This is a genomic window from Amnibacterium setariae (genome assembly GCF_003581425.1).
Classification (GTDB): Bacteria; Actinomycetota; Actinomycetes; order Actinomycetales; family Microbacteriaceae; genus Amnibacterium; species Amnibacterium setariae.
Genome location: NZ_QXTG01000001.1, coordinates 303,464 through 324,756 on the forward strand (window position 1 = coordinate 303,464; position 21,293 = coordinate 324,756).

A 21,293-nucleotide genomic window follows, 5' to 3' on the forward strand; every position below is an offset into this window, starting at 1 on the left:
AGATCCTCCATGCCCGCTGTCGTGCTGATCGGCGCCCAATGGGGCGATGAGGGCAAGGGCAAGGCGACCGACCTGCTCGCCGGCCGCGTCGACTACGTCGTCAAGTTCAACGGCGGCAACAACGCCGGTCACACCGTCGTGATCGGCGACAAGAAGTTCGCCCTGCACCTGCTGCCGTCCGGCATCCTGAGCCCCGGCGTCGTGCCCGTGATCGCGAACGGCACCGTCGTCGACCTCGAGGTCCTGTTCTCCGAGCTGGAGGCGCTCACGGCGCGCGGCGTCGACGTCTCGCGGCTGCGCATCTCGGCGAACGCGCACGTCATCACGCAGTACCACCGGACGATCGACCGGGTCACGGAGCGCTTCCTCGGCAAGCGGCAGATCGGCACGACCGGGCGCGGCATCGGCCCGACCTACGCCGACAAGATCAACCGGGTCGGCATCCGCATCCAGGACCTCTTCGACGAGGGGATCCTGCGGCAGAAGGTCGAGGGCGCGCTCGACCAGAAGAACCACCTGCTGCTCAAGGTCTACAACCGCCGGGCGATCGGCGCGGACGAGGTCGTGCAGGACCTGCTGCAGTACGTCGAGCGCCTGCGCCCGATGGTCGCGGACACGGCGCTCGAGCTGAACACGGCCCTCGACGAGGGGCGGACCGTGCTGTTCGAGGGCGGCCAGGCGACCATGCTCGACGTCGACCACGGCACCTACCCGTTCGTGACCTCCTCGAACGCGACGAGCGGCGGCGCCGCGACGGGATCCGGCGTCGCGCCGAACCGGATGGAGCGCGTCATCGCCGTCGCCAAGGCCTACGCCACCCGCGTCGGCGCCGGCCCGTTCCCGACGGAGCTGTTCGACGCGTCCGGGGAGTTCCTCCGCTCGCGCGGCTTCGAGTTCGGCACCACGACCGGCCGGCCGCGCCGCACCGGCTGGTTCGACGCCCCGATCGCGCGGTACGCGCAGCGCATCAACGGCGTCACCGACTTCGTGCTCACGAAGCTCGACGTGCTCACCGGGCTCGAGCGCATTCCGGTCTGCGTCGCCTACGAGATCGACGGCCGGCGCGTGGACGAGGTGCCGGTCAGCCAGACCGACTTCCACCACGCGGTTCCGGTCTACGAGGAGTTCCCGGGCTGGGACGAGGACATCACGGGCGCCCGCTCCTTCGAGGACCTGCCGAAGGCGGCGCAGGAGTACGTGCTCGCGCTCGAGGAGATGAGCCGCGCCCCGATCTCGGTCATCGGCGTCGGCCCGGCCCGCGACGGCGTGATCGTCCGCCGCGACCTCCTGGGCTAGCGCCGCACCCGCACTTCGCTGGTCGAGGTGCGAGCGAAGCGGTGGGCCCCACGGCCGGTGTTCCCGGGCTAGGGACTCGAGACCGCTCCGACGGCTCGGGGTGGTTTCGGCGCGGGCGCGGGGCGCTCGGCTCAACCAGCGAGAGCGGAGAGGGGGGCGCTCGCTGTCCCCGCTGGTCGAGGTGCGAGCGCAGCGAGCCTCGAGACCACTCCGACGGCTCGGAGGGTTTCGGCCCGGTCCGACCACCGGGAGCGGGATCAGTGGTCGGTGCGGGCGGGGCGGAGGCGCGCCTCCTCGAGGTCGAGCAGCGCCTGCGCCCGGTCCTCGATGCGCGCCGGGTACACGCCCTGCCGCCGCAGCTCGAGCAGGTGCTCGCGCTCGGCCTCCACGACCGCGAGGCGGAGCCGGCGGAAGAGCCGGTGCGGCGTCGCCTCGAGCGGCAGGTCGCCGCTGTGGCTCCGCTCCCACGCCGCCTCGGCGCGGAGGTAGGAGGCCTGCCGGACCCGCTCGATCACCTCCGGGTCGACGTCGGTCCCGCTGTCGACGACCCCCTGCGGGTCGTCGAGCACCGCCAGGCCGGTGAAGCTCAGCTCGTCGAGCAGGGCGGCGAGCTGCCGCTGGTCCTCCTCCTCGTCGATGCCGCTGATGCGCAGCGCCCGGATCAGGGCGGGCAGGGTGCCGCCCTGCAGCAGCAGCGTCACCACGGCGACGATGAAGGCGATCAGCACGAGCTGCGACCGGTAGGGGAGTTCCTGCGGCAGCGACTGCGCCGCGGCGAGCGTGACCACGCCGCGCATGCCGCTCCACCCGAGCACGACGCCGCCGCGCCAGTCGATCGACTGGCTGCGGAGCTGCTCCAGGTCGGCCCGCTGCCGCGCGTACCGGCGACGGAGCGCGGTGATGCGCTTCCTGCGGAAGCCGGACGCCGGTTCCCGCAGGCGCGCCTGCAGGAACTGGAGCGACCGGAGCGTCCGGGCCTCCGCGTGCTGCTCGCGCAGCTTCAGCAGCAGCACCAGCGGGCCGACCCAGAGGAAGCGCAGCGCGATCAGGATCACGGTCGCGAGCAGGCCGAGCCCGATCGTCGCCTGGAGCGACAGCTCGGACGAGTTCGCGTCGACCCGCTCGACGAGCCCGCGGATCTGCAGGCCGATGAGCAGGAAGACGGCGTTCTCGAGCAGGAACTGGATGGTGCTCCAGTTGATGCGGTCGCTCGTGCGGGTCAGCACCGAGACGGAGCCGGGGTTCGCGTACCCCGTGTAGAGCCCGGCCACGACGACGGCGAGCACGCCGGAGGCGCCGATCGCGGTCGTGGGCGCGAAGGCGAGGAAGGGCACCGTGATGGAGATCGCGGTCGCGAGCACGGGGTCGTCCAGCCGCGACCGGACGGCGACGGTGACCATGCCGACGATCAGGCCGATCACCACGGCGACGACGACGGCGTACGCGAACTGCTCGCCGGTGAGCAGCAGGTTCACCTCGCTCCTGGCGCCGACCAGCGCGACCGCGGAGCCGAACAGCACGAGCGCCGTCGCGTCGTTCACGAGGCCCTCGCCCTCGAGCACGACGAGCAGGCGCGGCGGGAGCCCGAGGCGTCGCCCGACGGCGGTCGCCGCGACGGCGTCGGGCGGGCTCAGCACCGCGCCGAGCGCGATCCCCGCGGCGAGATCGAGCCGGTCGAGCCGGTCGAAGAGCACGAAACCCGTGCCGAAGGCCGTCACGACGACGAGGACGACGGAGAGGCTGACGATCGTGCCGAGGTTGCGCCGGAAGTCGACGAACGACAGCCGGATCGCGGCCGCGTAGAGGATCGGCGGCAGCAGCACGTCGAGCACGAACTCCGGCGGGACCTCGAGCTCGGGGACCCCGGGGGCGTAGGACAGCCCGACGCCGATGATCACGAGCAGGATCGGGGCGGCGATGCCGAGCCGGCGGGAGAACGCCGCGACCAGCACGATCACGACGATGCCGATGACGCCGACGACCTCGATCACGCCGAAGTCCAGCTCCGCGGCGTGCTCCATCCCGGTCGAGGATACCGGGACGGGAATGGACATCAGGCGGGTGCGCCGACGGGCATGAGCGCCCGGAGCCGCGCGAGCAGCTCGAGCTCGATCTCGTCCAGGGGACGCTGCTCGTCCTCCGCCAGCCACTGCCGGAAGGCGGTCGTGAAGACGGCGGCGCCGACCTCCGCCGTCAGCCGGGCCTCCGGCTCGGGCACGCCGCGCTCGACGAGCGCTGCGTCGAGCGCGTCGCCGAGCGTCGCCCGCTTGCGGGCCTCCCGCTCCTGCAGGGCGGGGTTCGCGTCGATCACCCGCTGCCGCTTGCGGGACCAGGGCCGCCGCTCTGGCGAGAAGAAGTCCTCCGCGGCGACGAGCGCGGCGGTGACGAGCTCGAACGGCGTCCGGCCCGCCGGCGCGGCGCGGATCGCGTCCACGAAGACCGCGCGGTACGAATCGCCCCCGTTGAACAGGACCTCGCGCTTGTCGGCGTAGTGCCGGAAGAAGGTGCGTTCCGTGAGGCCGGCCTCGGCGGCGATGTCCTGGACGGTCGTCTCCTCGTAGCCGCGCTCGAGGAACAGCGCGATGGCGGCGGTCTGGAGGCGGTCCTTCGCCCCCGGCTCCCAGCGCACCATGGCTCAAGGGTACCCATGACAGCGACTGACATCCGGGTGTACGGTGATGTCAGTTGCTGACTTCGATCGAAGGAGAAGACATGCGCGTGTTCATCACGGGGGCATCGGGCTGGATCGGTTCCGCCACCACCGCCTCCCTGCTCGCCCGCGGCCACCAGGTGGTCGGTGCGGCGCGGTCCGACGCGTCCGCCGACCGGCTCGAGCGGCTGGGCGCCGAGGTGCGCCGCACCGACCTCGACGATCTCGACGGCCTGCGCGCCGGCGCCCTCGACGCCGACGCGGTCGTGCACCTCGCCAACAAGCACGACTTCAGCGACCCGGTCGCGACGAATCGCGCCGAGCGGGATGCGGTGCAGACCTTCGTCGACGCCCTCACCGGTACGGACAAGCCCCTCCTCCTCGCGTCCGGGCTCGCGGGCTACCGCCTGGGGCGGCCGATCGCGGAGACGGACCGCATCGACGCCCGAGGGCCGGAGGCGATGCGCGGCGGCACGGAGAACCTCGTGCTCGACGCCGCCGCGGACGGCGGTCTGCACGGCGTGAGCCTCCGCTTCGCGCCGACCGTGCACGGCGCGGGCGACCACGGCTTCATCGCGTTCCTGGTCCAGGCGGCGCGGCAGGCGGGCGCGGCGCTCTACGTCGGGGACGGCGCGAACGCCTGGTCGGCCGTCCACGTCTCGGACGCGGGCGACGCCGTCGCACGGGCGGTCGAGCGGGCGCACGGCGGCACCGCCGTCCACGCCGTGGCGGAGGAGGGCATCCCCACGCGCGAGATCGCCGAGGCGATCGGCCGCGGGCTCGGACTCCCGACCCGGTCCGTGAGCCCGGAGGAGGCCTCCGAGCGCCTGGGCTTCATCGGCCACGTGCTCGGCATGGACCTCCGCGCCTCGAGCGACGCCACGCGCGGGACCCTCGGCTGGATCCCGACCGGTCCGACGCTGCTCGAGGACCTCGCGACGGACGCGTACTTCCGCGCCTGAACTCCGAAGTGCTCACGCTTCTGGACGCCGGAGCGCCGCGGCGGCGTCCAGAAGCGTGAGCACTTCGCGGGTCCTAGGGTCGGAGCATGACCGAGGACGAGGCCGCTGAGCTGCAGTCGCTGCGCAGCAGCATCGACAACATCGACGCCGCGCTCGTGCACCTCCTCGCCGAGCGCTTCAAGTGCACGCAGCGGGTCGGCCACCTCAAGGCGACCGCCGGCATGCCGCCCGCGGACCCGGAGCGGGAGCGCGCCCAGATCGCGCGCCTCCGCGCGCTCGCCGAGGAGTCGCACCTCGACCCGGCCTTCGCGGAGGCGTTCCTCGCCTTCATCGTCGCGGAGGTCATCCACCACCACGAGCGCATCGCGGAGGACGTCGCGGGCGCCTGACCCGGAGCGTCACGCGGCGGGGGCGGCCGCGTCCAGCGCGCCGAGCTGCGCCGGGGTGAGCCGCACGTCGGCGGCGGCGACGTTCTCCTCGAGGTGCGCGACGGACCGGGTGCCCGGGATGAGCGCGACCTCCGGCCCCTGCGCGAGCAGCCAGGCGAGGCCGACCTGCCCGGGCGTCGCGCCGACCTCCGCCGCGACGGCGCGCACCGCCGGGGCCGCTGCGACCGACGGCAGCCCGTCGAACGCCGACCCGAGCGGGAAGAAGGGCATCCACACGATCTCGTGCTCCCGGCAGATCGCGAACCGGTCCTCGGTCTCGCGGTGGAGCAGGTTGTGCGCGTCCTGGACGCTCGCGACGCCGGCGGGCAGCAGGGCGCGGAGGACCTCGGCCGACGCCGAGCTCAGCCCGATCGCGCCGATCGTCCCCGCGTCCCGCAGGGCGAGCAGCTCGGCGAGCTGGTCCTCCACCGGCACGAGCTGGTCGCCCTCCGCGATCAGCCCCGGCGGCACGTCGGCCCGCCGCAGGTGCACGACGTCGAGGCGCTCGACGCCGAGCGTGCGGAGGTTCCGTTCGACCTCGGCGCGGAGCTCCTCCGGTCGCTGCGCGAGGACCAGCTCGGCGGGCGGGGCCGCGGAGGTCGCGCCGACCTTCGTCGCGATGACGAGGTCGTCCGGGAAGGGCGCGAGCGCGGAGCGGACCCGCTCGTTCACGAGGCCGGGGCCGTAGAAGGCGGCCGTGTCGATCAGCCGCACGCCGAGCTCCACCGCGCGGCGCAGCACGGCGATCGCCGTCTCCTCCGGCACGTCGCGCAGCTGCATCGCGCCGTAGCCGATCCGCGGGACGTCCCGCCCGTCGAGCCGCACCGTCGTCGTGGTCATGTCGTTCCTCCCGTGGGACACTGGAACCGGAGGAACCTCCGATTCCTCCTGAGAGTCTTACCGGAGGAGCCTCCGCTTGTCCAACGCCACCGCCCCGCGCCTCCGCGCCGACGCGCAGCGCAACCGCGACCGCCTCGTCGAGATCGCCCGAGCGGCGTTCCTCGAGGGGGAGGCGCCGACGCTCGACGCCATCGCGCGGGAGGCGGGCGTCGGCATCGGCACGCTCTACCGGCACTTCCCGACGCGCGAGGCGCTGGTCGAGGCGGTCTATCGGAGCGAGCTCGAGGCCGTCAGCGCCTCCGCCCGGCAGCTGCTCGCGGAGTCGCCGCCGGACGTCGCGCTGCGGCGGTGGATGGACCGCTACGGCGACTTCGTGCGCACGAAGCGCGGCATGGCGGACGCGTTCCGCGCGATCCTGGCCGCGGGAGCCGGCGCGGGCACGCGCCCGCGCATCGCCGCCGCGGTCGCCGCGATGCTCGAGGCCGGGGCGCGGGCGGGCGTCCTCCGCGGGGACGTCGAGGCGGACGACGTCGTCGTCGCCCTGCTCGGCGCGTTCCTCGCCACGCCCGACCCGGACCAGGAGGCCCAGACCGGGCGCCTCCTGGACCTGCTCCTGGACGGCCTCCGCCCGCGCTGAGGTCCGCGGATCCGCAGTTCCTCGGCGACACGCCGCCCGACTCGCCCCTCGAAGCGGCGTGTCGCCCCAGAACTGCGGATCGGCGGAAGAACTGCGGATCCGCGAAGGGAGGCGGAGGGGTCAGCCGCCGACGCGGGGGCCGAGGTGCGCCGGGAGCGTGCCCTCGTAGGCGGTGCGGAGCTCGTCGATCGCGACCTCGAACAGGTCCTGCACCTCGAGGGTGCCGCTCTCGGCGTCGGTGACGCCGACGCGCAGCGCGGGGACGCGGCGGCCGGCGCAGAGGCCGACGAACTTCACGTCCTCCTCCCGCGGCACGGCGACGAGCACGCGCGCCGTCGACTCGCTGAACAGCGCGGTCGCGGTGTCGACGCCGTCCCGCTCCTCGACGTCGCCGAGCCAGACCCGCGCGCCGACGCCGAACCGGAGCACGGCCTCGGCCAGCGTCTGGGCGAGCCCGCCCTCGCCGAGGTCGTGGGCTGCGGACACGAGGCCCTCCTCCGCGGCGGCGGCGAGCAGCCCGGCGAGGTCGCGCTCGGCCTCGAGCCGTGCGGCCGGCGGGCGGCCGCCGAGGTGCCCGTGCACGACGCCCGCCCACGCGGAGCCGTCGAGCTCGAGCGCCGTCGTGCCGAGCAGGTAGAGGTTCAGGCCGTCGTCCTGCCAGCCGGAGGGCACGCGCTTCGCGACGTCGTCGATCACGCCCAGCACGCCGACGACGGGCGTCGGGTGGATGGCGGTCGTGCCGGTCTGGTTGTACAGCGACACGTTGCCGCCGGTGACCGGGACCTCGAGCGCGAGGCAGGCGTCGGCGAGGCCGTCGACGGCCTCCGACAGCTGCCACATGACCTCGGGGTTGGTCGGGGCGCCGAAGTTCAGGCAGTCGGTGACGGCGAGCGGGGTGGCGCCGGTCACGGCGACGTTCCGGTACGCCTCGGACAGCGCGAGCTGCGCGCCTGCGCGCGGGTCGAGGGCGCAGTACCGCCCGTTCGCGTCCGTCGCGATGGCGACGCCGAGGCCCGACTCCTCGTCGACGCGGATCATGCCGCCGTCGTCCGGGAAGGAGAGGGCGGTGTTGCCGAGCACGTAGCGGTCGTACTGGTCCGTGATCCAGCCGGCGGAGGCGAGGGAGGGGGAGGCGAGCACCGCGAGCGCCTGCGCCTTCAGCGCAGCGCCCTCGGTCGGCCGGGGGAGGACCGCGGCCGTGTCCGCCTGCAGCGCGTCGAGCCCGGCGGGCCGCGCGACGGGCCGGTCGTAGACGGGCCCGTCGACGGCGACCGTCGTGGGGTCGACGTCGACGATGGTCTCGCCGTGCCAGGTGATGACGAGCCGGCCGGTGTCGGTGACCTCGCCGAGCACGCTCGTCTCCACGTCCCAGCGCGCGGTCACGGCGAGGAAGCCCTCGAGCTGGTCCGGCCGGACGACGGCCATCATCCGCTCCTGGCTCTCGGACATGAGGATCTCCTCCGCCGTGAGCGAGGGGTCGCGCAGCAGCACCGCGTCGAGGTCGACCTGCATGCCGCCGTCGCCGTTCGCCGCGAGCTCGCTCGTCGCGCAGCTGATGCCGGCGGCGCCGAGGTCCTGGATCGCCTCGACGTAGCCGCCGTGGAACAGCTCGAGGCAGCACTCGATGAGCACCTTCTCGGCGAACGGGTCGCCGACCTGCACGGCGGGCCGCTTGGTCGGGCCGCCCGCGGAGAACGTGTCGGAGGCGAGGATCGAGGCGCCGCCGATGCCGTCGCCGCCCGTGCGGGCGCCGAAGAGCACGACCTTGTTGCCGGCGCCGGTCGCGTTGGCGAGCCGGAGGTCCTCGTGGCGGAGGACGCCGACGGCGAGCGCGTTGACGAGCGGGTTGCCCTGGTACACCGGGTCGAAGACCGTCTCGCCGCCGATGTTCGGCAGGCCGAGGCAGTTGCCGTAGTGGGCGATGCCCGCCACGACGCCGTGCACGACGCGGAGGGTGTCCGCCTGCTCGATGTCGCCGAAGCGCAGCTGGTCCATGACGGCGACCGGCCGCGCGCCCATCGCGATGATGTCGCGCACGATGCCGCCGACACCGGTCGCGGCGCCCTGGAACGGCTCGATGTAGGAGGGGTGGTTGTGGCTCTCCACCTTGAAGGTCACCGCCCAGCCGCGGCCGATGTCGACGACGCCGGCGTTCTGGCCCATGCCGACCATCAGGTGCTCGCGCATCTTCGGCGTGACCTTGTCGCCGAAGCGGCGGAGGTACTGCTTGCTGGACTTGTAGGAGCAGTGCTCGCTCCACATGACCGAGTACATGGCCAGCTCGCCGGAGGTGGGGCGCCGGCCGAGCAGCTCCCGGATGCGCGCGTACTCGTCGTCGGTCAGGCCGAGCGCGGCGTACGGCTGCTGCCGTTCCGGCGTCGCCGCCGCTCGCTCGACGGAGTCGACGTGGACCGCGGGCGCCTGGCTCGTCACGTTCCCCAACGATACGGCCGCAGCGGATCGCGGGTCGCCGCGCCGGTGGGGCGCGAAGGGTGCGAGACTCCGCCGAGGGAGGCACTCGTGTGGTTGACCGCCGGGCAGCGCCGCCGCACCGCCGAGGAGCTGCACGCCAACCTCGTGCTCGCGGCGGTGACGGAGTCGCACCTCCGCGCCGACACCGACCTCGACGAGCACGAGTTCCGCGAGGCGATGCACGTCGGCCCGCGCTCCCGGCCCGAGGACGTCTGGCTGCTCCGCGACCGGCTCGTGGTGCTCGTGCACGCGGCGGGCAAGCAGCCGGTGCCGTTCACGGTGCTGACGGAGGACGCGCGAGCCGCTGCGGCCGTCTGGTTCCCGCTGCGATGAGCGCCTGGGACGACCGCGTCGTCGCCGAGTTCCGTGCGAACGGCGGCGGGGTGCGCGGCTTCGGCAGCGGGCTGGTGCTGCTCCACTCGACCGGGGCGCGGTCCGGCGAGCGACGCGTGTCTCCGGTGGCGGCGGTCCAGGAGGGCGGCTCGTGGCTGGTCTGCGCGTCCGCCGCCGGCGCGAAGCGCTCGCCAGGGTGGTACTTCAACCTGCTCGCCCATCCCGACGCCGCGGTCGAGACGCCGCACGGCTCCGTCGACGTGCACGCCGTCGAACTCGAGGGCGCCGAGCGGGACGCGGCGTTCGCGCGCTTCGTCGACCGCTCGCCCGCCTTCCGGCAGTACGAGCACGACGCGGCGCCCCGGATCATCCCGGTCCTGCGCCTCGAGCCCCGCGGCTGACCGCTGGATCTCCGTTCTGCAGGACGCCGCGTGCTGCAGGACGGAGGGCCCCGGCGAGCGGCGGGTCAGGCGGCCAGCAGCGCCTCGAGCGCCGAGCGGAAGACGCGGAGGCCGTCGACGCCCGACCGCATCGCGGCCGCCGTGTCCGGGCCGAATCCGGGCTCGACCGCGTGCTCCGGGTGGGGCATGAGGCCGACGACGTTGCCGCGCTCGTTCGCGATGCCGGCGATGTGCTCGACGGAGCCGTTCGGGTCGACGCCGAGGTAGCGGAAGACCACGCGGCCCTCGCCCTCGAGGCGCGCCACCGTGTCGGCGTCCGCCACGAAGCCGCCCTCGCCGTTCTTCAGCGGGATGACGATCTCCTCGCCGACCTCGAACGCGCTCGTCCACGCGGTCGACGTCTGCTCGACGCGGAGGCGCTGGTCGCGGCAGACGAAGGCGCCGTGGTCGTTGCGGACCAGGCCGCCGGGCAGCAGGTGCGCCTCGGTGAGCATCTGGAAGCCGTTGCAGATGCCGAGCACGGGCACGCCCCGCTCGGCCGCCGCGACGACCTCCGTCATCACGGGCGACAGCGCCGCGATGGCGCCGCAGCGCAGGTAGTCGCCGTAGCTGAAGCCGCCGGGCAGCACGATCGCATCGACGCCCTGCAGGTCGTGGTCGCCGTGCCAGAGCCGCACCGGCTCGGCGCCGGCGAGGCGAACGGCGCGGCGGGCGTCGCCGTCGTCGAGCGAGCCGGGGAAGGTGACGACGCCGACGCGGGTCACGCGCCGACCTCGGCGTCCAGCCGGTCCTCGAGCTCGGCCGTCGTGAGCTCGCGCACGCTCACGACGTCCTCGATGACGAGGTTCGCGAGCAGGGACTCGGCGATCTCGCGGGCGTCGGCGAGGACCGCGTCGGTCACCGGGCCGTCCACATGGAGCTCGAACCGCTTCCCGACGCGGACGCCGCTGAACGCGGTCCGGCCGAGCCGGTGCAGCGCTCCGGCCACGGCCTTCCCCTGCGGGTCCAGCAGCTCGGCCTTCGGCATCACCTCGACGACGATCACGGGCACCCCGGAAGCCTACCGATCCCGCTCGGCCTCCACGGCGGCGCGGACCACGTTGCCCCAGGGGTCGGCGAAGACGACCTCGCGGCCGTCGTCCTGCACGGGCACCCGCGCGACGCGGAGGCGATCGCCGAGGGCGCCGATCGCGTCCGCGTCCGGCAGGCGGAGCGTCACCTGGCCGAGACCGAGCGCCGGGGTCCGCGGCCCCGCACCGCGGCTGCGCCACGTGTTCATCCCGACGTGGTGGTGGTAGCCGCCGGCGGAGACGAACAGCGCCTGCTCGCCGAACCGCGCGGTCGTCTCGAAGCCCACGACGTCGACGTAGAACGCGCGGGCCGTCTCGACGTCCCCGACCTTGAGGTGCACGTGCCCCACCTCGGCGCGGCCGAGGGGCGCTGGGCCGTCCTGCACGTGCTCGCGGAGGAAGGCGTCCGGGTCGAGCGGCAGCGTCCCCATCCGGACGGTCGCGCCGTCCCACCGCCAGCCCGCGCGGGGCCGGTCCCAGTAGAGCTCGACGCCGTTGCCCTCCGGGTCGTCGAAGTAGAACGCCTGGGACACGAGGTGGTCGCTCGACCCGGTGAACGAGCCCGGGTACCGGGTCGCCACGGAGAGCACGGCCGCGGCCAGCGCGGCCTGCGAGTCGAACAGGACGGCGGTGTGGAAGAGCCCGGCCGCGGAGCTCGACGCGGCCCTCAGCGCCGGCGCGTGCCGCAGCACGAGGGACGCGGTGCGGCCGCGGCCGACGGTCACCTCGCCGGGCGCGGTCGCGAGCACGTCGAGCCCGATCCCGTCCACGTAGTAGCGGGTCGTCGCATCGAGGTCGGCGACGTCGAGCGTGACGGCGCCCATGAGCGTCGCGGGGGCGAGCACGTCGGTCATGCGAGAAGTATGACGCGTCAACCAAGGGAGCCGTGCCTCAGGCGGTGAGGAGCTCCACCAGCTCGCGGTAGCGGTCCGCGGTCCGCTGCACGACCTCGTCGGGCAGGTCCGGCGCGGCGCCCTCGCCGTCCCAGTGCGCGGCGAGCCAGTCGCGCACGATCTGCTTGTCGAAGCCGACGCCGCGACGGCCGGACGCGTACGCGGCGGCGTCCCAGAAGCGGCTGGAGTCGGGGGTCAGCACCTCGTCCGCCAGCACGAGCCCGCCCTCGGCGTCGTCGCCGAACTCGAACTTCGTGTCGGCGAGGATCACGCCCTTCGCGTCGGCGATCGCGCTCGCCTCGGCGAAGATCCGCAGCGAGGTGCTCCGCAGCGCCTCCGCCGTCTCCGCGCCGACGAGGTCGACCACCGTCTCGAACGGGATGTTCTCGTCGTGCGCGCCGAGCTCGGCCTTGTAGGCGGGGGTGAAGATCGGCTCGGGCAGGCGGTCGCCGTCCTGCAGCCCTTCCGGCAGCGGCAGGCCGCTGATCGAGCCGGTGCGCCGGTACTCGGCGTAGCCGCTGCCCGTCACGTACCCGCGGACGACGCATTCCACGGGATGCATGCGGAGGCGCCGGACGAGCATGGCGCGGTCGGCGACCGCCTCCGGCACAGCGACGTCCGCGTCCGCGAGGTGGTTCGGGACGTCCGCCAGCTGCGCGAACCACCAGCGGGTGAGCCGGGTGAGCAGCGCGGCCCGGCCGGGGATCGGCCGGGACAGCACCTGGTCGAACGCGCTCACCCGGTCGTTCGCGACGAGCAGGAGCAGGTCGTCGTGCCCCTCCGGCGCGTAGAGGTCGCGGACCTTGCCCGCGGTGAGGAAGGTGAAGCCGGGCAGCTCGTCGCTCATGCGTCCCTCGCGATGTCGGTGCGGTGCTGCCCGCCGGGCAGGTCGATGCGGTCGACGCCCTCGTAGGCGGCGGCGCGGGCCGTGGCGACGTCCGCGCCGAGGCCGACGACGGTCAGCACCCGCCCGCCGGTCGCGACGAGGTCCCCGCCCTGCCGCGCGGTCGCGGCGTGGTCCACGTGCACGGCGGGCAGGGCGTCCGCGTCGTCGATGCCGGTCAGCGGGTCCCCGGTGCGGGGCGCCTCCGGGTAGCCGGCCGCGGCGACGACCACGCCGACCGCGGCGTCGGGCCGGAACGCCGGCTCCGCGACGCCCTCGAGGGAGCCGGCGGCCGCGCCGTGCAGCAGCGCGCTGAGCGGGGAGGCGAGCCGCGGCAGGACCACCTGCGTCTCGGGGTCGCCGAAGCGCGCGTTGAACTCGATCACCCGCACGCTCGTGCCGTCGACGACGAGACCGCAGTAGAGCAGACCGACGAAGGGCGTGCCCTCCTGCGCGAGCCGCGAGACGACGGGCTGCGCCACCGTCTCCTGCACCTGGGCGACGAACGCGTCCTCGCCGCCGAACGCCTCGGCGAGCCAGGGCAGCGGGGAGTAGGCGCCCATGCCGCCGGTGTTCGGGCCGGCGTCGCCGTCCAGCAGGCGCTTGAAGTCCTGCGCGGGGCTGAGCGGCAGCACCGTCGTGCCGTCGCTGACGAAGAAGAGGGAGACCTCGCGGCCGGTGAGGAACTCCTCGACCAGCACGGGGCCGGCCTCGAGCCAGCGGAGCGCGTGGGACCGGGCGGCGTCGCGGTCCTCCGTCACGAGCACGCCCTTGCCGGCCGCGAGCCCGTCCGCCTTGACGACGTACGGGGAGCCGGTCGCGTCGAGCGCGGCGTCGAGCCCGTCCGCGGTGAGCACGTCGACCGCGCGGCCGGTGGGCACGCCCGCGGCGGCCATGATCCGCTTCGCGAAGGCCTTGCTGCCCTCGAGCGCGGCCGCCTCGCGACCGGGGCCGAAGACCGGCACGCCTCGCTCGCGCAGCGCGTCCGCGACGCCGGCGACGAGCGGCGCCTCCGGGCCGATCACCACGAGCTCGGCGCCGACCGCGTCGGCGAGGGCGACGACGGCGCCGGGGTCGGTCGCCTCGACCGGTTCGAGCCGGGCGAGGGCGCCGATGCCCGCGTTGCCCGGGGCCGCCACGAGGTCGTGACCGGCGTCCTCCGCGGCGAGCGCTCGGACGATCGCGTGCTCGCGGGCGCCGGAGCCGACGATCAGGATCCGCACCGCGCCAATCTATCGGCGCGGCCGCGTACCGTTTCCGTCCGTGGCGAGAGCGCGGATCCCGGACGGCGAGGGCGACCAGGCGGTCGCCGCGGCGCTCGCGGGCGACGCGGACCGCCCGGTGACCGCGACCGCCGTCCGCTACCTGCTGCAGCTGCTCGCCGAGCGCTACCCCGGCGGCGCCGTCGAGGTGCGGGTGCCGCCGTTCGGCGCGGTGCAGTGCATCGAGGGGCTGAAGCACACCCGGGGGACCCCGCCGAACGTCGTCGAGATGGCGGCGGACGTCTGGCTGCCGCTCGCGACCGGCCGGCGCGGCTGGAGCGATGCCGTGGAGGCCGGCTCGGTGCAGGCGTCCGGCTCGCGCGCGGACCTGACGGGCCGCCTGCCCGTGTGGCGCCCGCAGGTGACGCGATGAGCGACCCGCAGCGCCGCACCGTCCGCGTGCGCCGCAGCCCCCGGATCGGCGTCTTCCTGCTGCTCGGCGCGGCCCTCGGTGTGCTCGGCGCGATCGTCGCGGTGAACGTCACCCCCGACAGCGGCGACATCTCGACCGGGCAGGCGATCGGCTTCCTCTCGCTGCTGCTCGCGCCGCTCGGCGCGCTGCTCGCCGGCGTCGTCGCGATCGTGCTCGACCGGATCGCGGAGCGCCGTGCGCGGACCGTCGAGGCCGAGCGCATCGAGCCGCCCGCGCCCGTCGCCGCGCAGGACGGTGCGATGCAGGACGGGCCGGCGCAGGACGAGGCGGTGCTGGACGGTCCCTCCGAGAGCGACCGCCCGATCGGTGACTGACGCCCTCAGGTCCGCTCGAGGAAGGCGAGGGCGCCGGTCCGGAACGCCCGCGCCGTCGGGGCGTTGAAGTGGTTCCGTCCCTCGATGAGCAGGAACTCCCCGTGCGGCGCGGCGGCGGCGAGGCGCTGGGACGCGGGCGCGATGGGGTCCTCGCCGCCGGCGGCGAAGAGCACCGGCTGCTGCGGCGGGTCCGCCGGGTCGGGCTGCTCGCCGCCGCGCATCCCCTCCACCAGCGCGACGAGCGCGGCGAGGTCGTTGCCGGGGATCCCCTCCGCCATCGACAGGTACGCCTCGGTGAGCCGGTCGCCGACCGGCGTGCCGTCCGCGATGTAGGCCCGGGCCGCGTCGACCCGGAAGCGGGTGAGCGGGTCGCCGTCGGGGATGCCGCCGAGCACCGCGCGGGGGATCACGTGGGCGCCGCCGAGCAGCGCGTGCCAGCCGACGCGGGCGCCGAGCGAGTACCCGACGTACGCGGCCTCGTCGACGAGGTACGTGTCGAGCACGGTCCGCACGTCGTCGACCAGCGTCGCCATCGAGTACGCGGCGGGGTCGTGCGGCTTGCCGCTGCTCCCGTGCCCGCGCTGGTCGAGGGCGAGCACCCGGAACCCGGCGCGGTTCAGCTCCCGCACCCAGCCGGTCGCGACCCAGTTCGCGTACGCGGAGGAGGCGAACCCGTGGACCGCGACGACGACGGGGGCGTCGGGGTCGCCGAGGTCGTAGGTCGCGAGCGGCACGCCGTCCGGCGCCATCACCCGCTTCGGGTCGGCGGCGGGCGGCAGCAGGCTCACCCCGCGATCCTCCCGCACCCGTCAGGCGTGCGTGCCCGCCTCGTGCGCCGTGTGCGCGGGGGGCTCGAGCTGGAACGTCGAGTGGGTCAGCGAGACCGGGAAGTGGCCGGCAACGCAGTGCTGCAGCGCGTCGAGGACGGCCGGCGCGGTGCCGTTGCGGAAGCAGGCGGCGTCGACGACCACGTGCGCGGAGAGCACGGGCAGGGAGGAGGAGACGCGGGTGGCGTGCAGGTCGTGCACCGCGAGCACGTGCTCCTGCTGCAGCAGGTGGCGGCGGACGTCCTCCAGGTCCAGCCCGCGGGGCACGGACTCGAGCAGCACCTCGAGCGCGTCGCGGAGCAGCAGGAGGGTGCGGGGCACGATCAGCGCGCCGACGAGCAGCGCCGCGACCGCGTCGGCGCGCGTCCAGCCGGCGAGCGCGATGACGAGGCCCGCGACGAGGACGCCGACCGAGCCGAGCGCGTCGTTCAGGACCTCGAGCAGCGCGGCGCGGCTGTTGAGGTCCGCACCCCCGGCCCGGCGCAGGAGCGCGAGGGAGACGAGGTTGCCGACGAGCCCGAGCCCGCCGAACACGAGCAGCGCGGGTCCGGGCACCTCGGTCGGCTCGGCGAAGCGGCGGATCGCCTCGATCACGACGAAGACGCCGACCCCGAGCAGGACGGCGGCCTGCGCGGCGGCGCCGAGCACCTCCGCGCGCGCCCACCCGTAGGTGCGGCGGGCGGTGGCGCTGCGGGTGGCGAGCCGTGCGGCGACGAGGGCGAGCCCGAGGCCGACGACGTCGGTGAGCACGTGGGCCGCGTCGACGAGCAGCGCGAGGCTGCCGGTGACGACGGCGCCGACGACCTCGACGACGAGCAGCGCGACGGTGATGCCGAACACGACGGCGAGCACGCGAGCGGGCGCGCCCGCGCCGTGCGCGTGGTCGTGCCCGTGCTCGTGCATGCCCCCAGTCTGCGCCAGATCCGCCCCCGGGGGCGCTGCAGGAGCGGGTGATCTCGAGCGCGCCGGTGGTGATCTCGAGGCTCGCCGGCGCTCGCACCTCGATCATCGGGGAGGAGGTGCCCCGCTCCGCTGGTCGAGGTGCGAGCGGAGCGAGCCTCGAGACCACAGCGGCAGGACCGACGCCGGGCAGCCAGTGCGGGGGAGTCGCTGCCCGGCGTCGTCATCCGGGAGACCGTGCAGGACCTCGCGGGGGAAGTCCGGTCCTGCCGTTCCCGCCGCCCCGGGGGAAGGGCGATCGGGACCGAGTCGGTCGTTCGGGTAGTTCGGCGGTGGGTGCCGCCGAGATCACCATACCACCGGACGAGGACAGAACGACCTGTCTGTCCCCGTCTTTCTCGTCCCCAGAACGGGTGACAGCGAGGAGCGGATCCGCCTCAGGACAGCTGGTTGGCCTCCACCCACTGCAGGTACTCGTCGCTGACGGTCCCCGTGACGTAGTCGCCGGTGAAGCAGCTCATCTCGAGCTCGGTGACGTCGGAGCCCTGCAGGATCGCGTCCCGCATGTCGTCGACCTCCTGGTAGATGAGGTGGTCGGCACCGATCTCGCGGGCGATCTCCGGGATCTTGCGCCCGGCGGCGACGAGCTCGCGGCGCGTCGGCATGTTGATCCCGTAGACGTGCGGGAAGCGGACGGGCGGGGCCGCGGACGCGAACGTCACCTTGTTCGCGCCGGCCGCACGGGCCATCTCGACGATCTGCGCGCTGGTGGTGCCCCGCACGATCGAGTCGTCGACGATGAGGATGTTCTTGCCCTTGAACTCCGAGCCGAGGGCGTTCAGCTTCTGGCGCACGCTCTTCTGGCGCACCGCCTGCCCCGGCATGATGAACGTCCGGCCGACGTAGCGGTTCTTGTAGAACCCCTCGCGGTACGTGACGCCCAGCCGCTGCGCGAGCTGCATCGCCGAGGGGCGGGCGGAGTCCGGGATCGGCATCACGACGTCGACGTCGCCGAACGGCGTGTACTTCGCGACGGTGTCGGCGAGGCGGTCGCCGAGGCGCAGCCGCGCCTCGTAGACGGAAATGCCCGACATCGTCGAGTCCGGCCGCGCGAGGTAGACGTACTCGAACGAGCACGGCACGAGACGCGGGTCCTCGGCGCACTGCTGCAGGTGCAGCTCGCCGTCGGGGGTGATGAACGCGGCCTCGCCGGGGGCGATGTCGCGCACGACCTCGTAGCCGTTCGCCTCGAGCACGAGTGACTCGGAGGCGACCATCCACTCGTCTCGCTGCACGCCGGGCAGGTGGTCCGCGGTGCGGCGGCCGAGGGTGAGGGGGCGGATCCCGAACGGGTCGCGGAAGGCGAGCAGGCCGCGGCCGGCGATCAGTGCGATCGCGGCGTAGGAGCCCTCCACCCGCTCGTGCACGCGGCGGACCGCCGTGAACACGTGGTCCGGGTCGAGCTCGGGGCCGGAGACCTGCGCCTGCAGCTCGTTCGCGAGCACGTTCACGAGCAGCTCGGTGTCCGAGTCCGTGTTGAGGTGCCGGCGGTCGACGTGGAACAGGTCCGCCGTCAGCTCGCGGGTGTTCGTGAGGTTGCCGTTGTGCACGAGCACGATGCCGTACGGCGCGTTCACGTAGAAGGGCTGCGCCTCCTGCTCGCTGGCCGCGGACCCGCGGGTCGCATACCGCACGTGGCCGAGGCCCGTGCTGCCGAGCAGCGTCCGCATGTCGCGGGTGCGGTAGGCCTCCCGGACCTGACCCTTCACCTTCACCATGTGGAAGGAGCCGTTCTCATCGGTCGTGATCCCAGTCGAATCCTGACCGCGGTGCTGCAGCAGCAGCAGGCTGTCGTAGATGAGCTGGTTGACCGGCTGGGCGGCGGAGACGCCGACGATGCCGCACATTCGGGTGGAGATCCCCCTGGCCTAGGCTCGAGTGGTGCAGCCGCCATCCTCCCATCCGGCGACGGCCGGTCGGAACGCGGCGGGTCCGGTGGACCGGTACGCGGCCTCGGGCGTCGACACCGTGGCCGGCGACACGGCCGTCGAGCTGATGAAGCGCTCGGTCGCGGCGACGCACGGGCCGCAGGTCCTCGGCGGCGTCGGCGGCTTCGCCGGGCTGTGGGACGCGTCCGCGCTCACCCGCTACCGGAAGCCGGTCCTCGCGACGTCGACCGACGGCGTCGGCACGAAGATCGCCATCGCGCAGGCGCTCGGCAAGCACGACACGATCGGTCAGGACCTCGTCGGGATGGTGGTCGACGACATCGTCGTGGTCGGCGCGGCGCCGCTCTTCATGACGGACTACATCGCCTGCGGGCGGGTCGTGCCCGAGCGCATCGCCGCGATCGTCGACGGCGTCGCCCGCGCCTGCGCGGCCACGCGGACCGCGCTCGTCGGCGGCGAGACCGCGGAGCACCCCGACCTGATGGCGCCGGACGACTACGACGTGGCCGGTGCGGCCGTGGGCGTGGTCGAGGCGGACCGCCTGCTCGGTGCGGACCGGGTGCGGCAGGGCGACGCCGTGCTCGCGCTCGCGTCCTCGGGCCTGCACAGCAACGGGTACTCCCTGGTCCGGCGGATCGTCCGCGACGCCGGCCTCCGGTACGACACCCGCATCGCGGACTACGGCACCTCGCTCGGCGAGGCGCTGCTCGAGCCGACGCGGCTCTACACGGCTGCGCTGCTCGACGTGCTCGACGGTCCGGACGGCGACGCCGTGCACGCGCTCGGCCACGTGACGGGCGGCGGGCTCGCGGCGAACCTCGCGCGCGTGCTGCCGCGGGGCAGCACCGTCGACGTGGACCGCTCGACGTGGACGCCCGCGCCGGTCTTCACCGTGCTCGCGGAGCTCGGCGGCTTCCCGCTCGAGGAGGTCGAGGGCGCCTGGAACCTCGGGGTCGGCATGTTCGCCGTCGTCGAGGACGCCGCGGCGGACCGCATCGCCTCCGCCCTCACCGCCGCGGGCATCCGCACCTGGCGGGCCGGCGCGGTCGCGACGGGCGACGCGCCGGAGGGCTCGGTGCAGGGGGCGAAGGGCGTCGACGGCGGTGCCGTGCGGCTCGTGGGGGCCTACGCGCGCTGACCCCGCTCCGCGGCATGCGGAACCGCCCGTGAGCACGGACGACCGGCCGCCTCCTCGCGGGAGCGACCGGCGCGGTTCAGCGGTGCGAGTCCTCCTCGGCGAAGTCCTCCTCGGACCAGCCGGCGTGCGCCTCGGTGGAGTGGGATCCGATCTCGGCCTCGAGCGCGTTGTAGTTCGTGTCCGGGCTGAAGTACTTCAGCTCCCGGGCGATCTTCGTGTGCTTCGCCTTCTGACGGCCTCGCCCCATGCGTGACCCCCTCACGTAGTCATCGCCGCATCGGGTGGATGTCGCGGCGGAAATGCGAAAACTGGCGCTCATCGTAACACGCGCCTCCCTGGCAGGATGGTGCCCGGCGCTCGCGCCAGGGGAGGGGGATCGCCGTGGTCGCAGTGCCCGCTCGCACCGACGTGGTCGTCATCGGGGCAGGTCAGGCGGGGCTCTCCGTCGCCTACTACCTGCAGCGGCTCGGCGTCCGCAGCGGCGTGGACCAGGTCGTCGTCGACCGGGGACCCGGCCCGGGCGGCGCCTGGCAGCAGCGATGGGCGGCCCTGCGCCTCGGCTCCGCGCACCGCGTGCATGACCTCCCCGGCATGCGTCGCGCCGGCATCACCTTCGAGACCGCCGACCGGAGCCGCCCGGCTCGGGACGTCGTCGGCGAGTACTACGGCCACTACGAGCGCTTCTACGGGCTCGACGTGCGGCGGCCGGTCACGGTCGCCGCGGTGTTCGACCGCGGGGCCGAGCTCGTCGTGCGGACCACGGTCGGCGAGATCGTCACGCGGACCGTCGTCAACGCGACCGGCACGTGGGGCGCGCCCTTCGTGCCGTACTACCCGGGCGTCCGCGAGTTCTCGGGCCGCCAGGTGCACACCGCGACCTACCGGGACGCCGCGGACTTCGCGGGCCTCCGGGTGCTCGTGGTCGGCGGCGGCACCTCCGCCATCGGCTTCCTCCTCGAGCTCGAGGGCGTCGCCGCGAAGACGTTCTGGGCGACGCGGCGCCCGGTCGACTACCTCGACCAGGGGACCCTCGACCTCGAGGCCGCGGTCACCGCCGTGAACCAGCAGGACGACGCGGCGAAGCAGGGCCGGGCCCTGCCGTCGATCGTGTCGGGCACCGGCGTGCCGAAGACGCGGCGCATCGCGGCGGCGATCGAGCGCGGCGTGCTGTCGCCCCGGCCGATGTTCGACCACCTCGAGCGGGAGGCGGTCGTCTGGCCGGACGGGTCGCGCGAGCGCATCGACGCGATCGTGTGGGCGACCGGCTTCCGGCCCGACATCCGCCACCTCAGCCCCCTCCGCCTCCACGAGAAGGCGGGCGGCGTGCAGGTGACGAGCGGCGCGGCGGAGCGCGACCCGCGGATCTTCTTCGCCGGCTACGGCCCGACCGCGAGCACGATCGGGGCGAACCGCGCCGGCCGCACCCTCGCACGGCAGGTCTTCGCGGCGCTCGGCGACACCACGACCGCGCCGATCGACGCGGTGCCGGGCCCGACGACGCAGGTCCTCGAGGTGCCGCCGCCCGAGCCGGAGGACCACGTCGCCCAGCTGATGGCCCGCTTCTTCACCGACGCCTGACCCCTTCGCGGATCCGCACTGCTGCCG

The 21,293-nt window shown here is 74.2% G+C and carries 23 protein-coding genes; 10 read left to right on the plus strand and 13 right to left on the minus strand.

What is annotated here, in order from left to right:
* The first annotated feature begins 9 nt into the window (after positions 1 to 9).
* Positions 10 to 1,296 carry an adenylosuccinate synthase gene (locus tag D1781_RS01575; RefSeq protein WP_119480531.1) on the plus strand — a complete coding sequence of 429 codons (1,287 nt, stop codon included), beginning with the start codon at positions 10 to 12 and terminating at the stop codon, positions 1,294 to 1,296.
* A gap of 257 nt (positions 1,297 to 1,553) precedes the next feature.
* Here D1781_RS01575 and D1781_RS01580 read toward each other — a convergent pair whose 3' ends face one another.
* A complete protein-coding gene (locus D1781_RS01580) occupies positions 1,554 to 3,317 on the minus strand; it encodes a cation:proton antiporter (protein ID WP_119480532.1) in 1,764 nt (587 codons plus the stop codon).
* Between the two features lie 32 nt (positions 3,318 to 3,349).
* Positions 3,350 to 3,928, minus strand: coding sequence for a TetR/AcrR family transcriptional regulator (locus D1781_RS01585; RefSeq protein ID WP_119480533.1), 579 nt, complete (start codon positions 3,926 to 3,928; stop codon positions 3,350 to 3,352).
* A gap of 80 nt (positions 3,929 to 4,008) precedes the next feature.
* Between D1781_RS01585 and D1781_RS01590 the strand changes: the two genes are divergently transcribed.
* Together D1781_RS01590 and D1781_RS01595 are read left to right on the plus strand one after the other, a co-directional pair.
* The gene (locus D1781_RS01590; protein WP_119480534.1) at positions 4,009 to 4,908 is read left to right on the plus strand and encodes an NAD-dependent epimerase/dehydratase family protein; all 900 of its coding nucleotides are present in this window, start codon (positions 4,009 to 4,011) and stop codon (positions 4,906 to 4,908) included.
* A gap of 86 nt (positions 4,909 to 4,994) precedes the next feature.
* Entirely contained in the window at positions 4,995 to 5,297 is a 303-nt protein-coding gene (locus tag D1781_RS01595; RefSeq protein WP_119480535.1) for a chorismate mutase, read from the plus strand.
* A gap of 9 nt (positions 5,298 to 5,306) precedes the next feature.
* On the opposite strand, the gene D1781_RS01600 is transcribed toward D1781_RS01595, so the two are convergent.
* A complete protein-coding gene (locus tag D1781_RS01600; RefSeq protein WP_119480536.1) occupies positions 5,307 to 6,176 on the minus strand; it encodes an aldo/keto reductase in 870 nt (289 codons plus the stop codon).
* 76 nt (positions 6,177 to 6,252) lie between these two features.
* Between D1781_RS01600 and D1781_RS01605 the strand changes: the two genes are divergently transcribed.
* Positions 6,253 to 6,813: a TetR/AcrR family transcriptional regulator gene (locus tag D1781_RS01605; RefSeq protein ID WP_119480537.1), complete on the plus strand. Its 561-nt coding sequence runs from the start codon at positions 6,253 to 6,255 to the stop codon at positions 6,811 to 6,813.
* Positions 6,814 to 6,933: 120 nt separating this feature from the next.
* Here D1781_RS01605 and purL read toward each other — a convergent pair whose 3' ends face one another.
* Positions 6,934 to 9,246, minus strand: a complete 2,313-nt coding sequence (gene purL, locus D1781_RS01610) for a phosphoribosylformylglycinamidine synthase subunit PurL (RefSeq protein ID WP_119480538.1) — start codon at positions 9,244 to 9,246, stop codon at positions 6,934 to 6,936.
* Positions 9,247 to 9,333: 87 nt separating this feature from the next.
* Between purL and D1781_RS17400 the strand changes: the two genes are divergently transcribed.
* Positions 9,334 to 9,618 (plus strand): DUF2316 family protein, encoded by a 285-nt coding sequence (locus D1781_RS17400; RefSeq protein ID WP_158589956.1) that lies wholly within the window; start codon positions 9,334 to 9,336, stop codon positions 9,616 to 9,618.
* The gene (locus tag D1781_RS01620; protein ID WP_119480539.1) at positions 9,615 to 10,019 is read left to right on the plus strand and encodes a nitroreductase/quinone reductase family protein; all 405 of its coding nucleotides are present in this window, start codon (positions 9,615 to 9,617) and stop codon (positions 10,017 to 10,019) included. The genes D1781_RS17400 and D1781_RS01620 overlap by 4 nt, the downstream gene beginning before the upstream one ends.
* A 65-nt stretch (positions 10,020 to 10,084) precedes the next feature.
* On the opposite strand, the gene purQ is transcribed toward D1781_RS01620, so the two are convergent.
* From purQ to purD, 5 genes are read right to left on the minus strand one after another with little or no spacing between them, the layout of a single operon-like run.
* Entirely contained in the window at positions 10,085 to 10,783 is a 699-nt protein-coding gene (gene purQ, locus D1781_RS01625; RefSeq protein WP_119480540.1) for a phosphoribosylformylglycinamidine synthase subunit PurQ, read from the minus strand.
* Complete coding sequence (purS, locus tag D1781_RS01630) at positions 10,780 to 11,070, minus strand: phosphoribosylformylglycinamidine synthase subunit PurS (RefSeq protein WP_119480541.1); 291 nt, start codon at positions 11,068 to 11,070, stop codon at positions 10,780 to 10,782. Before purS ends, purQ begins: the two co-directional genes overlap by 4 nt.
* Positions 11,071 to 11,079: 9 nt before the next feature.
* On the minus strand, positions 11,080 to 11,943 hold the full coding sequence (locus tag D1781_RS01635; RefSeq protein ID WP_233550917.1) for a VOC family protein: 864 nt from the start codon (positions 11,941 to 11,943) through the stop codon (positions 11,080 to 11,082).
* A gap of 37 nt (positions 11,944 to 11,980) precedes the next feature.
* A complete protein-coding gene (locus D1781_RS01640; protein WP_119480542.1) occupies positions 11,981 to 12,829 on the minus strand; it encodes a phosphoribosylaminoimidazolesuccinocarboxamide synthase in 849 nt (282 codons plus the stop codon).
* Positions 12,826 to 14,088, minus strand: coding sequence for a phosphoribosylamine--glycine ligase (gene purD, locus D1781_RS01645; RefSeq protein WP_119480543.1), 1,263 nt, complete (start codon positions 14,086 to 14,088; stop codon positions 12,826 to 12,828). Before purD ends, D1781_RS01640 begins: the two co-directional genes overlap by 4 nt.
* A gap of 40 nt (positions 14,089 to 14,128) precedes the next feature.
* Between purD and D1781_RS01650 the strand changes: the two genes are divergently transcribed.
* Together D1781_RS01650 and D1781_RS01655 are read left to right on the plus strand one after the other, a co-directional pair.
* On the plus strand, positions 14,129 to 14,500 hold the full coding sequence (locus D1781_RS01650) for a sterol carrier family protein (RefSeq protein ID WP_119480544.1): 372 nt from the start codon (positions 14,129 to 14,131) through the stop codon (positions 14,498 to 14,500).
* Entirely contained in the window at positions 14,497 to 14,874 is a 378-nt protein-coding gene (locus D1781_RS01655; RefSeq protein ID WP_119480545.1) for a hypothetical protein, read from the plus strand. The genes D1781_RS01650 and D1781_RS01655 overlap by 4 nt, the downstream gene beginning before the upstream one ends.
* Before the next feature lie 5 nt (positions 14,875 to 14,879).
* Here the strand turns inward: D1781_RS01655 and D1781_RS01660 are convergent, their stop codons facing one another.
* From D1781_RS01660 to purF, 3 genes are all read right to left on the minus strand, one after another.
* Complete coding sequence (locus D1781_RS01660; protein ID WP_119481674.1) at positions 14,880 to 15,623, minus strand: alpha/beta fold hydrolase; 744 nt, start codon at positions 15,621 to 15,623, stop codon at positions 14,880 to 14,882.
* 60 nt (positions 15,624 to 15,683) lie between these two features.
* Positions 15,684 to 16,604, minus strand: coding sequence for a cation diffusion facilitator family transporter (locus D1781_RS01665; protein WP_119480546.1), 921 nt, complete (start codon positions 16,602 to 16,604; stop codon positions 15,684 to 15,686).
* A 434-nt stretch (positions 16,605 to 17,038) separates the two neighbouring features.
* The gene (gene purF / locus D1781_RS01670) at positions 17,039 to 18,508 is read right to left on the minus strand and encodes an amidophosphoribosyltransferase (RefSeq protein WP_119480547.1); all 1,470 of its coding nucleotides are present in this window, start codon (positions 18,506 to 18,508) and stop codon (positions 17,039 to 17,041) included.
* 88 nt (positions 18,509 to 18,596) lie between these two features.
* On the opposite strand from purF, the gene purM reads away from it, so the two are divergent.
* Entirely contained in the window at positions 18,597 to 19,688 is a 1,092-nt protein-coding gene (purM, locus tag D1781_RS01675; RefSeq protein WP_119480548.1) for a phosphoribosylformylglycinamidine cyclo-ligase, read from the plus strand.
* A gap of 76 nt (positions 19,689 to 19,764) precedes the next feature.
* On the opposite strand, the gene D1781_RS01680 is transcribed toward purM, so the two are convergent.
* On the minus strand, positions 19,765 to 19,935 hold the full coding sequence (locus D1781_RS01680; RefSeq protein WP_119480549.1) for a DUF3073 domain-containing protein: 171 nt from the start codon (positions 19,933 to 19,935) through the stop codon (positions 19,765 to 19,767).
* A 134-nt stretch (positions 19,936 to 20,069) separates the two neighbouring features.
* Here D1781_RS01680 and D1781_RS01685 point away from each other — a divergent pair, with 134 nt between their 5' ends.
* A complete protein-coding gene (locus tag D1781_RS01685) occupies positions 20,070 to 21,266 on the plus strand; it encodes an FAD-dependent oxidoreductase (protein ID WP_119480550.1) in 1,197 nt (398 codons plus the stop codon).
* Positions 21,267 to 21,293: the final 27 nt, after the last annotated feature.